Genomic DNA, 16999 nt, shown 5'->3' with positions numbered 1-16999 from the left:
GCCCCTTAAGGGGCTTTGCTAGTATTATGCCCTTCTAGGGCTTACTCAAGCCACCGGCTCAGCCGGTGGTTTTGACTTTTCGTTATTTCTCTTCCATCCGCTTTGCCAGTTCGGCGGCGTAGGCGCCCGGGGCCGGGGGCACCGGCACGGTGCCGCCCTGCCAGGCGGAAAGATAGGCCGCGTTGGTGGCCAGCAGGCTTCCCAGCGCATCCGGCACCGGGCACAGCGGGGCGCGGCGGCCTTCCACCGCCGCCAGAAAATCCGCCACGATGCCCGCCTGCTGGGCTTCGTTCGGCTCCTCCGGGGTTTCCCACCGCTCCTCGGTGAAGGGGATGGGCTCGAAATAGCCAGTGGTGGACCGGGCAAAGTCCCGCTCGTCCTGCGCAAGGCGGCGCAGGGTGAACAGCCGGTCGTTTTCCAGAATCAGCTGGCCTTTGCTGCCGCTCAGTTCCAGCCGGTTGGTGCCGGGGAACTCCCGGCTGGAGGCGATGAACTGGCCGGTGGCACCGCCCGGCCAGCGGATATGCAGGGTTACATCGTTTTCCACCTGAATGGCCCGCTCGGCCCCGAATTCGCACAGGGCGGTCACCTCATTGGGAACCCCGCACAGCCAGGTGAGCAGATCCAGCTGGTGGCTGGCCTGGGTGAGCAGCAGCCCGCCGCCCTCGCCCTTCCAGCTGCCCCGCCAGGGCTCGCTGGCGTGGTAGGCCGGGGTGCGGTACAGGTTGGTGATCAGCCAGCAGGCGCGCTTCAATTGCCCCAGCGCACCGCTTGCCACCAGCTGCTTTGCCTGCTGATAGGCGGCGCTGGCCCGGCGGCAGTAGAGCACCCCGGCGGTAAGCTCCGGGTGGGCCTTGCAGGCGGCCAGCAGGGCGCGGGCCTCGTCCGCGTCCACCGCCAGCGGCTTTTCGATCAGGGGGTGCACCCCGGCCTTCAGCGCCTGCAATGCCATGGGAACATGCCGGTTGTGGGGCGTGCAGATCATCACCACGTCCACAAGGCCGCTGTGCAGCATGGCTTCGTAATCGGTGAAGAGGGCGGCATCCGGGGTGCAGAAGGCGTCCCGGGCGCCGGTCAGGTGAGTCATGTTCCGGCTGGACAGGGCGGTGACGCGCCCGCCGGGGATTTTTCCGGCGGCGAACAGGCCCAGATACACCCGGGCGATGGAGCCGATGCCGGCAATGCCGACGCGCAGCATGGCGATTCCTCCTTTGAAAACAGAATGATCAGGCCAGATGCTGCAACAGAAATTCCAGCTGGGCGTCCTCATACCAGTTTACCCGCTCATGGGTGTATTTGTCGAATAAAATCTGCCGTTTGTCTGTGCTGGCTGAATGCTGGAACAGGGCCAGCTGGGCAGCAGCGGGGCTGAGCGGGTCCATCCGGCTGCTGCCCAGCAGAAAGGCGCAGCTGGATGGTGGGGCAAAATTCATGCAGTCCAGATGATCCAGTGCGCAGAACAGCTCTTCCTGCCGGCTGCGGGTGGGATTTTGGGCGCGGAACCAGTTGGTCAGGGGCTGATAATAGCCGCCCGCGCCGGCGCCTGCCATGGTTCGCAGATCCAGCAGCAGTGGGTTCAGCACCGTGCAGACAGTCACCGCGTCGCTTTGGGCGGCACACAACAGCGCCATCGCGCCGCCCAGCCCTTCGCCGCTCACGGCGACAGGCAGGTGCGGAAAAAGCTGCCGTGCGGCGCGCAATGCCCGCAAAGCGGCTTTGTAAGTGCGCAGCAGTACTGGTACGCCGCCGGGGGTTTGGGGGTCTGGCGCACCGCAGCATACCGCGGCGTCGGCGGGCAGCTCGGGGGCCAGCACGGCGCAGCCTGCAGGCAGATATCGGCTCAGATAGTAATGGCCCCGTGCGGAACGGCCGATATCATGAAAGTCGATCAGCACGCTGGTGGGGGTAGCTGGCCGGAGCAGCCGAGCGCAGAGTACGTCCTTGCCGTTTTGCAATATCAGGCGGCAGAACGCGGCCTGCGGGGAGGAAAATTCTTCGGTTTCGTGCAGATCGTCTGGAGCAAGACTCGCCTGACAGGTGTTCCAGAAAATGTCAAAATCCACAGGATGCTGCGTGGAGCAGGTGGGTGCAGGCCAGTTGGTACGGTTTGTCATACATATTCCTCCTCTTCCCAGAGATCGGGCCCCTGACAGCAGAAAAAGCGAATCAGCCGGTCATCAAATTCCTGAATCTCTTCATGGGCAAAATCCGGATACAGCAGATGTCGCTTAGGCGAGGTGATCCGGTTGTAGACCGCATACTGGGTAACAGGTGGGCAGATCGTGTCTTGAAAACCGGTGGCAAACAGCACCGGGCAGCGAACCATGGGGGCAAAGTTGATGGTATCCACATAGCCAAGTTTGCGGAAGATTTCGTCAGTATGCAGGCCCATCGGGTCGAACCAGCGCATGTAATAGCGCAGACCCTCGTAGGCGATCAGATCGGCATCCAACTCCCAGACTTTCTGGAAATCACTGAGAAACGGATACTGGATGCCTGCCTTCCGGATCAGATCCGAATGGAGGGCGGCGGTGGCCAGCGCAAGCGCACCGCCCTGAGAACCGCCGTTCACATAGACCCGGTCCAGATCCAGGCCGGGCAGCTGCCGGGCAATGCGGATCAGCAGGGCAATATCCTGATGAACCTTGACATAATACATCTGTTCAGGTGGACCGTCCAGTCCAAGAATCATGTTGCCGCTGGCACGAGTGCTCTGGTAGGAGGCGGCATCCAGGCTGGCACCCCCCTGGCCCCGGCAGTCCATGGCCAGCATGGCCACTCCCATGCTGGCGGCGTAGCTGGTCAGCTCCAACCAGCTGCGGGTGGCGCCGGGGTAACCGTGGAAATGCAGCAGCAGCGGTACCGGCTGCTCCGACGCGGGGCGGATGTATTTGGCATAGAGCAGCGAACCATCTGCCCCGCGAAAGCGTAGCTCCTGATAGCGCACGGAACCACGGGCGGGAAATGGGCCGTCACGCAGTTCCCATTCTAACGGGACACGATTCATCTCCGCCATGCGTTCGGCCCAGAAGACGGCGAAATCCTCTGGGCAGGGGGTGGTGCCCCGATAGGAGTCCAGAAAAGAACGGTCATCGGGTTTCCATGTCATAAAAACACTTCCTTATTTGTTGAGTATTTGAAGGCAGAATCCGGAACGAACCGGACTCGCCTTGTATCAGTTGAAGGTGGTGCGTTCAAACAGGTGGGAGACCTGCGCCGCCAGCAGGCTGTGCTCCGGGGCCGAAAGCTTCGGGTCCTGTTCCAGCAGCTCGTGGGCGCATTTCTGGGCGGCCTCCAGCGTGCGGGTGTCGCCCATCAGGTCGGCCAATTGCAGGGTGGGCAGGCCGTGCTGCCGATCCCCGAAGAAGTCGCCGGGGCCGCGGGTCTCCAGATCGTATTTGGCGATCTCGAAGCCGTCCTGTGTATGGCAGAGAAAGCGCAGCCGGTCCCGCACCGCTTCGCCGGTGTGGTCGCTGATGAGAATGCAGTAGGCTTCGCCGCCGCCCCGGCCCACTCGGCCCCGCAGCTGGTGCAGCGCCGACAGACCGTACCGCTCGGCGTTTTCAATCACCATCACGGTGGCGTTGGGCACGTCCACGCCCACCTCGATCACGGTGGTAGAGACCAGAACGTCCAGCTCGCCGTTTTTGAACTGCTCCATCACGGCGGCCTTTTCCTTTGGCTTCAGCTTGCCGTGCATCAGGCCGATGCGCCGGTGGGGCAGAAGCGCCCCGGCCACGTCGGTGAGGTAGCTGGTCACCGCCTGCAGATCCGCCGCGCCGGGCGCTTCGGTATCACTCTCCTCCACCCGGGGGCAGACGATGTACACCTGATGGCCCTTGTCGATCTGGTCGTCCAGAAAATGATACATGTCCCGCCGCTTTTTGCCGGTCACCGCATAGGTTTTCACCGGCAGGCGGCCGGGGGGCAGCTCGTCCAGAATGGAGATGTCCAGATCGCCGTACATCAGAAGGCCCAGCGTGCGGGGGATGGGCGTGGCGCTCATCACCAGCACATGGGGGGCGGTGGATTTGTCCGCCAGCAGGCCCCGCTGGCGCACGCCGAACCGGTGCTGCTCGTCCACCACCGCAAAGCCAAGGCGGGCAAACTCCACCCCGCTGCTGATCACCGCGTGGGTGCCCACCACCAGATCCGCCTCGTGGGCGGCGATGGCCGCAAGGGTGGTGCGCTTCTGGGCCGCCTTCATGCCGCCGGTGAGCAGCGCCACCCGAAGCCCGAAGGGCTCGAGAAAGGTCTGCAATGTGGCCGCGTGCTGGGCGGCCAGAATCTCGGTGGGGGCCATGAGGGCGCTCTGGTAGCCGTTTTTCGCGGCCATGTAGATGCCCGCCGCGGCCACAAGGGTTTTGCCGCTGCCCACGTCCCCCTGCAACAGCCGGTTCATGGGCCGCTTTGCCGCCATGTCGGCGCAGATCTCGGCGGCGGCCCGCCGCTGGGCCCCGGTGGGGGAGAAGGGCAGGCTGTCCCAGAAGGGGGTCAGGCCGGTGGGCTGCATGGGTGCGCCGCTCTTCACCGCGCCCCGGCTTTTTAAAAGGCTCAGGCCGATTTGCAGGGTGAACAGCTCCTCAAACACCAGCCGCCGCCGTGCCGCGGCCAGCGCCTGCGGGGAGGCAGGGTGGTGGATGTTCTTCACCGCCGTCCACTTATCCGGCATCCGGAAGCGGGGCAGGTAGTCCGGCGGCAGGGGCTCGGGCAGCGGGTCCGCCGCGGCCAGCGCGTTCTCCACGCAGCGGGCGATCTGGCCGCTGGCAAGGCCATCGGTCTGGGGGTAGACCGCCACAAAGGGCTTGCGCTCCACCTCCGCCCGGGTGCGCACGATGGGATTTGCCATCTCCCGGCGGGAGAGTGCGCCTTTCGCCCGGCCCTCGAAATAGTATTCCTCGCCAAGCAGCAGCTTGTCCGCCATGAAATGGGTGTTGAACCAGGTGAGGGTCAAGGTGCCGGTGTCGTCCGCGGCGGTGGCCTGCACCATGGTGCGGCCCCCGGGCAGGCGCACCGCTCCCTTTTTGGCGCACACTTCGGCCCTGATGACCACCTCGGTGCCGGAGGGGGCTTCGGCAATGGGGCTGGGCTGACTGTAATCAATATAGCGGCGGGGATAGTGGCAGAGCAGGTCGCCCACGGTGGCGATGCCCAGCCGGGCGAACCGCTCGGCCAGCCTGGGGCCCACGCCCTTGACGTATTGAATGGGGGTATCCGGCTTCATGGCGGGGCCTCCTTTTTGGTGAGAATCAAAGGGTAGAAAAAAGCGCCGCTTGTGTGAGTGTGGTCAACACAGGCGGCGCTCAGAATAGGCAAAACGCTTACGATCAGGGAAGAATTACTCCACGCTGATCATGTAGTAGTAGACGGGCTGGCCGCCGTTGATCAGGGTGACCTCGATGCCGTCGCCCACCTTGGCCTGCACCAGCTCCAGCGTGCGCTGGGCGTCCTCCTCGCTCACGTCGCAGCCGGAGATCAGGGTGATGAAGCTGGTATCCTTCTTCACCATGCTGCGGGCAAGGCGGTAGGTGGTCTTGGTGATGTCGGTGCCGATGTTCACGATCTTGCCGTTCTCCATGGCCATGATCTCGCCCTTCTTGATCTTGTGGCCGTCGAAGTCGCTGTTGCGGGCGGCGAAGGTCACAAGGCCGGTGCTCACCTGACCGGCAGCCTGCATCATGTTAATGGTGTTGGCGTCCACGGTGGCGTCCGGGTCAAAGCTCAGCATGGCGGTGATGCCCTGCGGGATGGTGCGGGTGGGCAGCACCACAATGCGCCGGTCGGCCAGCTTCTGGGCCTGCTCGGCAGCCATGATGATGTTCTTGTTGTTGGGCAGCACGAACACGGTCTTGGCGGGCACGCTCTGCACCGCGGCCACAATGTCCTCGGTGGAGGGGTTCATGGTCTGGCCGCCGGACACAACGGCGGAAACGCCCAGATCGGTGAACACGTTGGCCAGACCCTCGCCGGCGGCCACGGCCACAAAGCCGTACTCCTGATCCGGGTCAACGGCAGCGTACACAAAGGGGCTGGTCTGCTCGGCCTGCTCGGCTTCCCGCTGCTTCTCCAGGCCCTTGCCCTGCTTCTGGCGGGCCAGGAACTGCTCGTGCATGTTCTCGATCTTGAAGCCGGTCAGGTAGCCGTACTGGATGGCGTGGCTCAGGATCTTGCCGGGGTCGGCGGTGTGCACATGGCAGTTGATCACGTCGTCGTCCTCAATGACAACCACGCTGTCGCCGTTGCTCTCGCAGAAGGCACGCAGCTTGTCGCTGGAAACGCCCTCGTTCTTATTCACCAGGAACTGGGTGCAGTAGCCGTTCTTGATGTCCTCAACCTTCATCAGGTCGTCGCTGAACACGCCCTTGCCGGCGGCGTCGCTGGAGTGCTTGACCTTGCTCTGGGTCTGCTCCTCGCCCTTCACGGGCTCGCCGCCCTTGAACACGATGTCCATGCCCTCGAAGATCACCATCAGGCCCTGGCCGCCCGCGTCCACCACGCCGGCCTTCTTCAGAACCGGCAGCTGGTTGGGGGTGTTGTCCAGCGCGCGCTGACCGGCGGAAAGCACCAGAGTCCACAGCTCGTTCACGTCGGCCAGGCCGCTGGCAGAAGCTTCCTCGCTGGCGATGCGGGCTACGGTGAGCATGGTGCCCTCGGTGGGCTTCATCACGGCCTTGTAGGCGGCTTCCACGCCCTTTTCCAGCGCGTGAACCAGATCCTCGGCGCCGGCTTTCTTCTTGCCGTCCAGCGCCTTGGACAGGCCGCGGAACAACAGGCTGGTGATCACGCCGGAGTTGCCGCGGGCGCCGCGCAGCATGGCGGAAGCGGCCACCTTGGCGGCCTCGCCCACGGTGCAGCTGTCGGGCAGGTTTTCCAGCTCACGGGCAGCGGCCATCACGGTCATGCTCATGTTGGTGCCGGTGTCGCCGTCCGGCACGGGGAAAACGTTCAGCTCGTCCACACGGGAACGCTGGTTGGAGATGTTGTTGGCGCCGGAGATGATGGCGTCACGCAGGATCTTACCGGTAATCATAAGCTATTGCACCTCATGTAAAGTAAAGTATCGTTGTTTTATGGGGCGGAATCAGTCCGCCACGATGTCGTCCACCGAGACCTCGATGCGGGCCACGGTCAGGCCGGTGGCCTTTTCCACCTCGTGCTTGACCTTGTGGGTGATGCTCTTCACGATGGTGGCGATGTTCAGCCCGTAGCCCACCTTAATGTGCAGTTCGATGGTGAGGCTGCGGTCCGACTGGGTCACGCGAACGCCCTTTTCCGGGAAATCGCTGCCGAACACCAGGCTCTTCAGATCGTCGCCGCGGCCGCCGGTGGCCATGCCCGCCACGCCGTAGCAGCTGCGGGCTGCCTGGCTGACCAGCTCGGCGAAGTAGTCCGACGTCATGCTTATGGTGCCCATGGGGTTTTGCAATGTGATCATAAACTGCCGCTCCTTTGCAATTTGTATCCGCCCGTGGGCGGTGGGGTCTGTTATTCGGCCGCGTCGAAGCGCAGGCCTTCCAGCGAATAGAATACGTTGCTGATGGAACAGCTCAGCCCGCTGATGCCGCTGCTGTGCACCACCGTGCCGTTGCGCCACACCAGCGGCACAAAGGGCATTTCGGCGGCGAAAGCCGTTTCCAGCGCGCCGGCGGTGTTCTGGTCCGCCTTGAAGGCGGTGTAGGCGGCGGCGAGCGCTTCGCTTTGCACGATGCCCACGCTGGCCTGCCCCCCTTCAAAAAAGGGACTCATATCCATATTATTATACAACTTGACCTCGCCGATGTACAGGTCAAAATCACCGGATGCAACTTTTTGGCTGTAAACGTCAAAATCCGACGCTTCCTCCACCGTCACATACAGCCCGGCGGCGGCCAGCTGGTCCTTGATCAGGCTGGCGGCGTAGCGCTTGTAGGTGTTGCCGCTGTAAACCAGCAGCCGCAGGTTCACCCGCTGGCCGTCGGCGTCCTGATAATAGCCCGCCGCGTCCAGCGTGTAGCCCAGCGCGGCCAGATCTGCGGCGGCCTGTTCGGCGCTCACTTCGGCGGTGGACTGGATCACATGGCTGTCGGCCACGCAGTCGTAGTGGTCGTTGATGCAGCCGGTGGCCGGGTAGGCCCGGGCATAATAGCTTTTCTGGGCGATCTGGGTGCGGTCGATCAGCTGGCTGAGCAGCGCCCGGCCCGCCGCGGTGGTGAGCAGAGGGCTTTTGGTTCCGCTTTCCGGCGGGGTGGCGTTCACGCCCAGAAACACCAGATTGTTGGTTTTGTAATAGTCCGACACGCTGGAAAAGCCGGCGCTGGTCTGGGCCGAGTCGCTGGCGGTGTACAGGTTCAGGCTGCCCACCGCAAAGCCGGAGACCATCTCTTCATAGCTGCTCACCTCGGTGAGGTAGATGGTGTCCGGCCCGTTTTCCGCGAAGGCGCAGGAGTTGTTGCGCACCAGGCTGCCGCTGTCGCCGTAGGTGTAGCGGCCGTTCGGCGTGGGCTGGGCCGCGCCGGTCTCGGCGGCCTTCAGCACCGGAATGTCGCACAGGTAGGCGAACATGGAATCCGGCGAAGCAAGGGTCACGGTCACGGTGTCGCCCTCGGCCTTCACCTCGGTCACACCCGCAAAGCGGGCGGCGTAACGCTCGCTGACCCGGGCGGCCTCCAGGCTGGCGGCGGCGTCCTGGGCGGTGACGGGGGTGCCGTCCGCGAAGGTGCAGCCGGAGCGGATATGGATGGTCACCGTTTCGCCCGCGCTCACGATGGAATCCGCCAGCCGGTATTCCAGCGAAAGCTCCGGCGACAGCTCCACCAGGCATTCAAACAACAGCCCGGCGTTCTGCTCCACCAGATTGGAGGAGGAGGTGTAGGGGTTGAAGCCCGCCGAGGGGGTGTAGCCCAGCACCAGCGCGGTGGGCGCGCCGGCGCTCTGCCCGGGCACAGAGGCCGCGCCCGAAGCGGCGGAGGCGGAAGAGGTGGAGGAGGCCGCCTGCGAGGCGGAGGAAGCCGCCTGCCGGCCGCAGCCGGCAAGCAGGGCAAAACACAGCGCAAGGGCTGCGATGCGGCGAAAACGTGCCATGGGAAACACATCCTTTTCTGGTCAGAATCGGTACCTTAAAGCATATCATAAAACGAGGCCGTTGACCAGCAGAATCGGGCAAAAAAGCACCTTTGCACCGCCCGGCGCCGCCTTCATAAGTTTTTCACACCCCGGGGCGCGAAATGTGTTAAAATAAAGATACCGAATCATGGAATCCCGGGCCGGAGCCTTCCGGTTCGTTTTTTGAGAAATGCAGCGCGTAAAGTGAGGTTTTGTGAGTGAATTTGCTGTTCTTTTTAACGCCCAAGCAGGATGTGGCCTTTCTGTATGAGGATTTCACCCTGCGGCAGGCGCTGGAGAAGATGGAGTACCACCGGTATTCCAGCATCCCCGTGCTGAACCGGGTGGGCGAATATGTGGGCACCATGACCGAGGGCGATCTTTTGTGGGCCATCAAGAACCAGGGCATCGATCTGGACGACGCGGAGGACATCCCCTTAAGCAGCATCCCCCGCAAGCGGGACTATAAGCCCGTGGCCGTGACCACCCAGATGGATGAGCTGGTGGCCGCCGCCATGACCCAGAATTTCGTGCCCGTGCTGGACGACAAGAAGAGTTTTATCGGTCTGGTCAAGCGCAATGCCATCATCCAGTACTGCTACGACCGCTACCGGGCCGTGGCCCCCATGCTGGACGGCCAGAAAACCGGCAAATCGAGCGAAAGAAAGGTGTTTTGAACAATGGAGTACCGGAAAATCGAGCCCGCCGCCATCGCGGGCAATCCCTTTGAGCTGATCGGCAAAGAGTGGGCGCTGGTGAGCGCCAAAAAGGCCGACGGCACCGTGAACACCATGACCGTGAGCTGGGGCTCCATGGGTGTGTTGTGGGGCAAAAACGTGGTGCAGATTTTCCTGCGCCCCCAGCGCTACACCAAGGAGTTCGTGGACGAGGCCGGCCGCTTCACCCTGAGCTTTTACGGCGAAGGGGCGAAGAAGGAATTGGGCTATCTGGGCAAGGTGAGCGGCCGGGACGAGGATAAGATCGCCAAGGTTGGCTACACCGCGCGGGACTTCGACGGCGCGCCCGCCTTCGACGGGGCCCGGCTGGTGCTGGTCTGCCGCAGCCTGTATGCCCAGACGCTGGAGCCGGAGTGCTTTTTGCCCGGCAACAGCTGCGATGCGGACTGCTACCCCCAAAAGGATTACCACACCATGTATGTGGCCGAGATCGAGGCCGTGTACGAGAAGGCGGAATAAGCTGTTTTTTATTGATATCGAAAAGGCCCCCGGAGTTAGCCGGTGTGGCACAAGAAAACGACGGTTCTGCCTTAGGATTTTGGCGCACAAAATGTTCAAAGGGGCGGGCAAGCCACCAAGGCTTGCGCCGCCCCTTTTCGCACTTTCTGCATCCAAAATCCTGGGGCAGAACTGTCCTGCACCGGAAAAGGCCCGATTTTGATGGGAGTGCAAGGAAAAGACCCGCAGGCACCCTTGGTGGTTGTCAAGGGGCTTTGACGCTGCAATCCCGCAAAAGCGGCCCTTTTCCGGCGTCGTTTTCTTATGTCACCCCGGCTCTTTTTCCGGGGGCCTTTTTACATCTTTCTTTAAAAGGGCTGTTTATTGGACTGCATTTTGCCGCAAAATGATGCAAAGTACAAATTATCGGACTTATATTCTGATAGAATAAGACCATCGGGAGGGGGCGCGGCCCCCGAAAACGCAACATCGACAAAAACTGAGAAAGGCAGGGTCGGGTATGGATTGCATCATTCGGAACGTGGGGTCTCATGTGGAGGTATACAGCCGCAGCGGCGTGTTTCTGTTCTCGGCCGACAACACCCGCGAGGCCATGGAGGAGCTGGGCCAGGCGGGCTGAGCCTGTAAGGCGGCGATACGCCCGGCGCGGCGGATGAAAAATCTGCCGGCAGGGGGCGAAAGATGAAATAAAAGGCCGCTCCGGCCCGTTCTGTATATGAACGGATCAAACGGAAAGGGAGTGTGCCGCCATGACAGAGAAACGCAGCGTAAACAGAAGAAAAGGGATCACCGCCGCGCTGGTGCTGGCTCTGGCACTGGGCCTGCTGATGGCAGGCTGCGGCGGGCAGACGGCGAGCCCCGGCGGCGAAGGCGGGGCGGACCGGAACGTGGTGTCCGGCAGCAGCACACCCCAGACTGCGCAGGACGCCATGGCCTTTCTGGAGGGCAGCCTGCGCCCCTGCGAGGGCGGCGTGGAGTTCACCCTGCCCGAGGGCTGGCCCGGCGAGGACTGGAACATCCAGATCTGCGGGCGGGCCGCCATGGGCGAGGACGGCATGAGCGTGCATCTGCTGGAAAAGGAGAACGTGGAAAAGGCCTGGAAGCCGGGGCAGACCTATCAGATCGAATGCGCCGAGGGCTATCTGGAGCTGAACATGAGCGCGGTGCTGGATTCGGACGACGGGCTGGAGCCGCTTTCGGTGGATCTGCTGGCACTGGCGCTGGGGCAGCCCCAGCCGGAGCAGCCGGATGCCCCCGAGGCGCAGCCGGTGGAAAGCCAGCCGGAAAGCGCCAGCGAGCAGGACATGACCCAGCGGGTGAGCGCCCGGTTCCCCGCCTATCAGGAGGGGCGAAACGAGTTCAACGGGGAATATTACGATCAGGCCCCCTTCACCGCCAGCTTTCTGCTGCCCCAAGGCTGGAGCCTGACGGAGCCGGAGGAAAGCGAGCGGGTGTTTGATCAGGGCATGAACACCCAGCTGCTGATCTGCGACAGCGCGGGCAACGCCGTGGGCCGCATCGGCTACGGGTTGATCGAGCCCACCGAGCCGGGCAACGAGCCGGAGGAGGGGGAGTATTACAAGCTGGTGTACAGCTATCTGCGCACCCCGTCCAGCTGCTTCTGGGAGGATTACCGGGTGGTGAAAAAGACCGCCGCCGGCGAAAACGCGGTGGCCACCGTGTATTTCGGTGAGTCCGAGCCGGGATACGCCACCGAAGAGCGCACCGCCCACGGGGCCCTGGCCTACGATAAGGAGCTGGGGGTCTATGTGGCCCTGCGCATGGAGGAGGATGCCCCCTTCACCGCCGATCAGGTGGAAACCCTGGCCCAGAGCCTGACGCTGGCAGCCGTGGCCTGACGGTCAGCAAACGCCAGAACAACAAAAAACCAGCCGCCGCAACATTCCGGTTGCGGCGGCTGGTTTTGACTTTATTGGATAAGGCTTGTCCGGCGCTTACACCCGGCGCTTACACATAGAACAGCATGGTGCTGTAGCTGGGCAGGGGCCAGTACTCCGCACCGCAGATGGACTCGGCGGCGTCGGCGGCGGCACGCAGGTCGGCCATGGCGGGCAGAACCACATCGTGGTAGCAGCGGCCGGTGGCCAGCGCGCCCTCGCTGCGCTCGGCCTTCTCCACGCAGGCTTCCAGCCGGTCGGCCGCGTCGCTCATGGCGTCGGTGTAGTTGGTCAGCTGGCGCAGCACCTTCTCCTCGGCCTTGCAGCTGATGCCCGGGCAGGCGGTCTTTTTCCGGTTCATGCCCTTGGCAATGTCGCCCATGTAGCGGCTGGCGGCGGGCACCAGCTGGCGGCGGGCCATTTCCAGCATGGTAACGGCCTCAATGTGGCGAACCTTGGCGTAGTTCTCCAGCTTTACCTCGTAGCGGCTGCGGCACTCGGTCTCGTTCAGAACGCCCATCTGCTCGAACAGGGCGATGTTCTTCGGGTCCACAAAGGCGCCCAGAGCTTCGCATGCGCTGGGCTCGTTCTTCAGGCCGCGGCGGGCGGCTTCTTCCTCCCACTCCTTGCTGTAGCCGTTGCCGTTGAAGATCACCCGCTTGTGGTCGCGGATGGTGCGCTTGATCAGGGCAACCACGGCCTTGTCGAAGTCCTCGGCCTGCTCCAGCTCGTCGGCGTAGCCCTTCAGCTCCTTGGCCACGGCGGTGTTCAGCACGGTGTTGGCGTCGGAGATGTTCACCGAGGAGCCGGGCATGCGGAACTCGAACTTGTTGCCGGTGAAGGCGAAGGGGCTGGTGCGGTTGCGGTCGGTGTCGTCCTTGGCGAACTGGGGCAGAACCTCCACGCCCAGGTCGATCTTGGCGGCGGCGGGGGCCACGTACTCGCTGCCGGAGGCGATGGCGTCCAGAATGCCCTCCAGCACCTCGCCCATGAAGATGGACACGATGGCCGGGGGCGCCTCGTTGCCGCCCAGACGGTGCTCGTTGCCCGCGCCCACGATGCTCATGCGCAGAAGATCGTTGTATTCATCCACGGCCTTGATGATGGCGGCCAGGAAAATCAGGAACTGCAGGTTGTCCTTGGGGGTGTCGCCCGGGTCCAGCAGGTTCATGCCGGGGGCGGACAGAGACCAGTTGTTGTGCTTGCCGCTGCCGTTCACGCCATCGAAGGGCTTTTCGTGCAGCAGGCACACAAGGCCGTGCTTCGGGGCCAGCTTCTTCATCATCTCCATGGTGAGCAGGTTGTGGTCCACCGCCACGTTGCATCGGTCGAAGATGGGGGCCAGCTCGTGCTGGCAGGGGGCAACCTCGTTGTGCTTGGTCTTGGCGGAAACGCCCAGCTTCCACAGCTCCTCGTCCAGATCCTTCATGAAGGCGGACACTTCCTCACGCAGGGCGCCGAAGTAGTGCTCCTCCATCTCCTGACCCTTGGAGGGGGCCGCGCCGAACAGGGTGCGGCCGGTGAGAATCAGATCCTCGCGGGCGTCGTAGTGCTCCTTCTTGATCAGGAAATACTCCTGCTCGGGGCCAACGGTCACGTCCACATGGCTCACGTCCTTGCCGAACAGGTGCAGCACCCGCCTGGCCTGGGTGGTCACAGCCTTCATGCTGCGCAGCAGAGGGGTTTTCTTGTCCAGCGCTTCGCCGGTCCAGCTGCAGAAGGCGGTGGGGATGCACAGGGTGCCATCCTTGATGAAGGCGTAGCTGGTGGGATCCCATGCGGTGTAGCCGCGGGCTTCGGCGGTGGCGCGCAGGCCGCCGTTGGGGAAGCTGGAAGCGTCCGATTCGCCCTTCACCAGCTCCTTGCCGGAGAACTCCATGATGGCGGTGCCGTCCCGGTTGGGGCTCAAAAAGCTGTCGTGCTTTTCGCTGGTGATGCCGGTGAGCGGCTGGAACCAGTGGGTGTAGTGGGTGGCGCCGTTTTCAATGGCCCAGTCCCGCATGACGCTGGCCACGATGTTGGCCAGATCCAGATCCAGCGCCGCGCCCCGCTGCAGGGTGGCCTTCAGGCTCTTGTAGGTGGCGCTGGGCAGGCGCTCCTTCATCACATGCTCGTTGAACACGAGCGAACCGTAGATCTCCTTGGTGTTGGCTGGTGCCATAACTGTTCCTCCCTCACACAAAAGGCCGGACGGGTCCGGCGGTTTCCCATACGAATATTTCACAAAAAATTATATGTTTTTTTACACCCGCCGTCAATTCAAAACAAGGGCCCGGCTTTGCAGTTTGGCGGGTTTGCAAAGACCGGGCCCATGGCGGCAAAAATTGTTGGTGACAGTGCCGAGAAGCGGTGGCGAAAAGTGTGATTTTTCCCGGCCGCAGCGGCGGATTGAACGGCCCGCCCGGGCGGCAGTGCGCCGGTTCGGGCAGCGCCCGGCCAGCCCGCCTGTCAGATCACCTGTCAGATCACCTGGAAGAGGAAGAATTTCAGGTAGTTGGTTTCCTCCACGTTCCACAGAATGGGGTGATCCGGGGACTGCTGGCGCACCTCGATCTGGCGCAGCTGGCGGCCCGCGTCCGCCGCGGCGCTTTTCAGCATCTTGACGAACATCTCCTCGGTGGCGAAGTGGCTGCAGCTGGCGGTGGCCAGATAGCCGCCCCGGGGCAGCAGCTTCATGGCCCGGTAGTTGATCTCCTTATAGCCCCGCATGGCGTTGGCCGCGGTTTTGCGGGCCTTGGTGAAGGCGGGCGGATCCAGAATGATAAAGTCGTAATTGTGGGTGCCCTCCAGCGTGGGCAGCAGCTCGAACACGTCGGTGCACACAAAGTCCATCCGGTCGGCCAGGCCGTTGCGCTCGGCGTTGGCGCGGGCCATGTCCACCGCGGTCTGGCTCACGTCCACCGCGGTCACATGGGCAGCCCCGCCGTAGGCGGCGTTCAGCGCAAAGCTGCCGGTGTGGGTGAAGCAGTCCAGCACCCGCTTGCCCCGGGCAAGCTTTGCCACCTGCCGGCGATTGTATTTCTGATCCAGGAAAAAGCCGGTTTTCTGGCCGTTTTCAAAATCCACCGCGTAGCGCACCCCGTTTTCGCAGATTTCGGTGCAGGTGGAGGCGGGGTGATCCTCGCCGTGCAGCTCGAACCAGCCCTTGTTTTCAAACAGGCCCTCCCGGGCGCGCAGGGCCACGTCGTTGCGCTCGTAAATGCCGCTGATGATCTGGCCGTCGGCGCGCAGCACATCCACCAGTAAGGGGAACAGCTGGGCCTTGCGGATCTCCATGCCGTAGGAGAGGGTCTGGGTGACCAGAATGTCGCCAAAACGATCCACGGTCAGGCCGGGCATCTGATCCGCCTCACCGAAAATCACCCGGCAGCAGGAAAGATCCTCTTCGCCCATCACGGTTTTCCGGTAGGCCCAGGCGTACTCAAAGCGCCGCCGCCAGAAGGCCTCGTCGAAGCTGTCGTTGGCGTTGCGGCTGATCAGCCGGATGCGGATCTTGCTCTCCCAGCTCAGGAAGCCGGTGCCCAGATAACGGCCCTTGCCGCTCACCACGTCCACCAGTGCGCCGTTCTCCGGCATGGTTTCCGGCTGGCCGGTGAGCTCATCGGCATAGACCCAGGGATGGCCGCTCAGAATGCTGTTCTCGGCCTTTTTGGTCACGGTGTAAACGGGGTAGGGACGGGTCTGTTTCATGGTGCACTTTCCTTTCCTGACGGTTTCTTTTATAATAAAACCGGACGCTTTTGCGGGGCCCCGGGCCCCGCCTGTAAAATTTTCCGTATCAATTCAAGTATAACCGGTTTGCACCCCGGTGGCAAGCGAAATCCGCCGCCGCAAAGCAGCCGGGAAAAGGAGAGATTCGCCATGGAGATCGAACGCAAATGGCTGGTAAAGGGCTGGCCGGAGGGCCTTACCCCGGTGAAAACCTTCGTGATGCGGCAGGGCTATGTGACAACCCGCCCCACCGTGCGCATCCGCAGCGAGGAGTCGGGGGGAAAAACCGACTACATCCTCTGCCTGAAAGGCAAGGCCAGCGCGGACGGCCTTGCCCGGGAGGAGATCGAAGCGCCCATCGACCCGGCCCTCTTTGCCCGGCTGGAGGCCTTTCTGCAGCGGCCCCTCATCCAGAAGGAGCAGCGGCGCTACCCGCTGGAGGGCGGCCTTGTGCTGGAGGTGAACCAGGTGGATGCGGGCCAGCCCGGCGAGTTCTTCTATGCCGAGGTGGAATTTGCCACCGAGGACGCCGCCCGCGCCTGGCAGCCCGGCGCGCTGGCGGGGTATCTGGAAAACGAGGTCACCGGTACGCCGGGCCAGAGCATGGCCGCCTACTGGTGCGCCACCCGGGGCGATCTGGCCGACGAATACCGGGTGGAGTAATTCCCGGCGGGAAAGTTTTCCACAAAAATACGAAAAGTATTCCACGGTTTTCGACAGGTTTTCAACATCGGGGTTTTCCCCGGGGTGTGGAAAACCCGGCCGTCCGGTAAAATTTCTGTAAAATCCGGTGAGAAACTGGAAAAAATCCGGTAACAGGAATGATTTTTAACAAGGCAAGGGCCCCTGTGTTTCCCATTGTGTGGAAAACAGGGGCCCTTTTTACCGGGTTTTCCACACAAAAAAGTGGAAAGTGTTGAAAACCGGCGCTTTGCCGCCTTGCGCTGCCGAAGCCTGTGCAGGAACCCCCGCCGCCCCCTTCGCATAGGGTGAAGGCAGAGGAAAGGGGGAGAGAGGGATGCACCAGATTCTGGCGGCGGTATCCATGACCATATTTCCCTGCCTGTGCACGGCGCTGGGGGCGGGGACGGTGTTTCTGGCCCGGCCCGCGCC

Annotated in this window: 15 protein-coding genes; 5 read left to right on the top strand and 10 right to left on the bottom strand. The window is 63.0% G+C overall.

Translation table 11 applies throughout. The features are described 5' to 3' along the window. Window positions 1-82: 82 nt before the first annotated feature. The 8 genes from ACESYO_RS15635 to ACESYO_RS15600 all read right to left on the bottom strand — a co-directional run bounded on the left by ACESYO_RS15635 (window position 83) and on the right by ACESYO_RS15600 (window position 9231). Window positions 83-1198 (bottom strand): Gfo/Idh/MocA family protein, encoded by a 1116-nt coding sequence (locus tag ACESYO_RS15635; RefSeq protein WP_373210733.1) that lies wholly within the window; start codon window positions 1196-1198, stop codon window positions 83-85. A gap of 28 nt (window positions 1199-1226) precedes the next feature. Then, on the bottom strand, window positions 1227-2114 hold the full coding sequence (locus tag ACESYO_RS15630) for an acetylxylan esterase (RefSeq protein ID WP_058964061.1): 888 nt from the start codon (window positions 2112-2114) through the stop codon (window positions 1227-1229). Continuing rightward, window positions 2111-3109: an acetylxylan esterase gene (locus ACESYO_RS15625; protein ID WP_276869791.1), complete on the bottom strand. Its 999-nt coding sequence runs from the start codon at window positions 3107-3109 to the stop codon at window positions 2111-2113. Before ACESYO_RS15625 ends, ACESYO_RS15630 begins: the two co-directional genes overlap by 4 nt. A gap of 66 nt (window positions 3110-3175) precedes the next feature. Further along, window positions 3176-5224, bottom strand: coding sequence for an ATP-dependent DNA helicase RecG (gene recG, locus ACESYO_RS15620; protein WP_373210735.1), 2049 nt, complete (start codon window positions 5222-5224; stop codon window positions 3176-3178). Window positions 5225-5338: 114 nt separating this feature from the next. After that, window positions 5339-7030 (bottom strand): DAK2 domain-containing protein, encoded by a 1692-nt coding sequence (locus ACESYO_RS15615; RefSeq protein WP_373210737.1) that lies wholly within the window; start codon window positions 7028-7030, stop codon window positions 5339-5341. A 51-nt stretch (window positions 7031-7081) separates the two neighbouring features. Continuing rightward, a complete protein-coding gene (locus ACESYO_RS15610; RefSeq protein WP_058964066.1) occupies window positions 7082-7435 on the bottom strand; it encodes an Asp23/Gls24 family envelope stress response protein in 354 nt (117 codons plus the stop codon). 50 nt (window positions 7436-7485) lie between these two features. Further along, the gene (locus tag ACESYO_RS15605) at window positions 7486-9060 is read right to left on the bottom strand and encodes an ABC transporter substrate-binding protein (protein WP_373210739.1); all 1575 of its coding nucleotides are present in this window, start codon (window positions 9058-9060) and stop codon (window positions 7486-7488) included. A 45-nt stretch (window positions 9061-9105) separates the two neighbouring features. After that, complete coding sequence (locus tag ACESYO_RS15600; protein WP_373210741.1) at window positions 9106-9231, bottom strand: hypothetical protein; 126 nt, start codon at window positions 9229-9231, stop codon at window positions 9106-9108. Between the two features lie 68 nt (window positions 9232-9299). On the opposite strand from ACESYO_RS15600, the gene ACESYO_RS15595 reads away from it, so the two are divergent. The 4 genes from ACESYO_RS15595 to ACESYO_RS15580 all read left to right on the top strand — a co-directional run bounded on the left by ACESYO_RS15595 (window position 9300) and on the right by ACESYO_RS15580 (window position 12136). Continuing rightward, window positions 9300-9758, top strand: coding sequence for a CBS domain-containing protein (locus ACESYO_RS15595; RefSeq protein WP_058964068.1), 459 nt, complete (start codon window positions 9300-9302; stop codon window positions 9756-9758). Between the two features lie 3 nt (window positions 9759-9761). Next, window positions 9762-10277: a flavin reductase family protein gene (locus ACESYO_RS15590; protein WP_373210743.1), complete on the top strand. Its 516-nt coding sequence runs from the start codon at window positions 9762-9764 to the stop codon at window positions 10275-10277. A gap of 44 nt (window positions 10278-10321) precedes the next feature. Then, complete coding sequence (locus tag ACESYO_RS15585) at window positions 10322-10666, top strand: hypothetical protein (RefSeq protein WP_373210745.1); 345 nt, start codon at window positions 10322-10324, stop codon at window positions 10664-10666. Window positions 10667-11026: 360 nt separating this feature from the next. Then, entirely contained in the window at window positions 11027-12136 is a 1110-nt protein-coding gene (locus ACESYO_RS15580) for a hypothetical protein (protein ID WP_373210747.1), read from the top strand. 109 nt (window positions 12137-12245) lie between these two features. On the opposite strand, the gene ACESYO_RS15575 is transcribed toward ACESYO_RS15580, so the two are convergent. Next, complete coding sequence (locus ACESYO_RS15575; RefSeq protein ID WP_373210749.1) at window positions 12246-14336, bottom strand: glutamine synthetase III family protein; 2091 nt, start codon at window positions 14334-14336, stop codon at window positions 12246-12248. Between the two features lie 299 nt (window positions 14337-14635). Next, window positions 14636-15865 (bottom strand): class I SAM-dependent rRNA methyltransferase, encoded by a 1230-nt coding sequence (locus tag ACESYO_RS15570; RefSeq protein ID WP_373210751.1) that lies wholly within the window; start codon window positions 15863-15865, stop codon window positions 14636-14638. A gap of 171 nt (window positions 15866-16036) precedes the next feature. On the opposite strand from ACESYO_RS15570, the gene ACESYO_RS15565 reads away from it, so the two are divergent. Further along, window positions 16037-16549, top strand: coding sequence for a CYTH domain-containing protein (locus ACESYO_RS15565; RefSeq protein WP_317406945.1), 513 nt, complete (start codon window positions 16037-16039; stop codon window positions 16547-16549). Window positions 16550-16999: the final 450 nt, after the last annotated feature.

Source organism: Allofournierella massiliensis (assembly GCF_964241245.1).
Lineage (GTDB): Bacteria > Bacillota > Clostridia > Oscillospirales > Ruminococcaceae > Allofournierella > Allofournierella massiliensis.
The sequence above is the reverse complement of the archived record's forward strand: the minus strand, read 5'-3'. Positions and strand labels throughout refer to the sequence as shown.

Coding starts and splice junctions, on each gene's coding strand:
- ACESYO_RS15565 (WP_317406945.1), top strand. CDS start 16,037: ATGGAGATCGAACGCAAATGGCTGGTAAAGGGCTGGCCGGAGGGCCTT.
- recG (WP_373210735.1), bottom strand. CDS start 5,224: ATGAAGCCGGATACCCCCATTCAATACGTCAAGGGCGTGGGCCCCAGG.
- ACESYO_RS15570 (WP_373210751.1), bottom strand. CDS start 15,865: ATGAAACAGACCCGTCCCTACCCCGTTTACACCGTGACCAAAAAGGCC.
- ACESYO_RS15610 (WP_058964066.1), bottom strand. CDS start 7,435: ATGATCACATTGCAAAACCCCATGGGCACCATAAGCATGACGTCGGAC.
- ACESYO_RS15575 (WP_373210749.1), bottom strand. CDS start 14,336: ATGGCACCAGCCAACACCAAGGAGATCTACGGTTCGCTCGTGTTCAAC.
- ACESYO_RS15590 (WP_373210743.1), top strand. CDS start 9,762: ATGGAGTACCGGAAAATCGAGCCCGCCGCCATCGCGGGCAATCCCTTT.
- ACESYO_RS15635 (WP_373210733.1), bottom strand. CDS start 1,198: ATGCTGCGCGTCGGCATTGCCGGCATCGGCTCCATCGCCCGGGTGTAT.
- ACESYO_RS15615 (WP_373210737.1), bottom strand. CDS start 7,030: ATGATTACCGGTAAGATCCTGCGTGACGCCATCATCTCCGGCGCCAAC.
- ACESYO_RS15600 (WP_373210741.1), bottom strand. CDS start 9,231: ATGATTCGGTATCTTTATTTTAACACATTTCGCGCCCCGGGGTGTGAA.
- ACESYO_RS15580 (WP_373210747.1), top strand. CDS start 11,027: ATGACAGAGAAACGCAGCGTAAACAGAAGAAAAGGGATCACCGCCGCG.
- ACESYO_RS15630 (WP_058964061.1), bottom strand. CDS start 2,114: ATGACAAACCGTACCAACTGGCCTGCACCCACCTGCTCCACGCAGCAT.
- ACESYO_RS15605 (WP_373210739.1), bottom strand. CDS start 9,060: ATGGCACGTTTTCGCCGCATCGCAGCCCTTGCGCTGTGTTTTGCCCTG.
- ACESYO_RS15625 (WP_276869791.1), bottom strand. CDS start 3,109: ATGACATGGAAACCCGATGACCGTTCTTTTCTGGACTCCTATCGGGGC.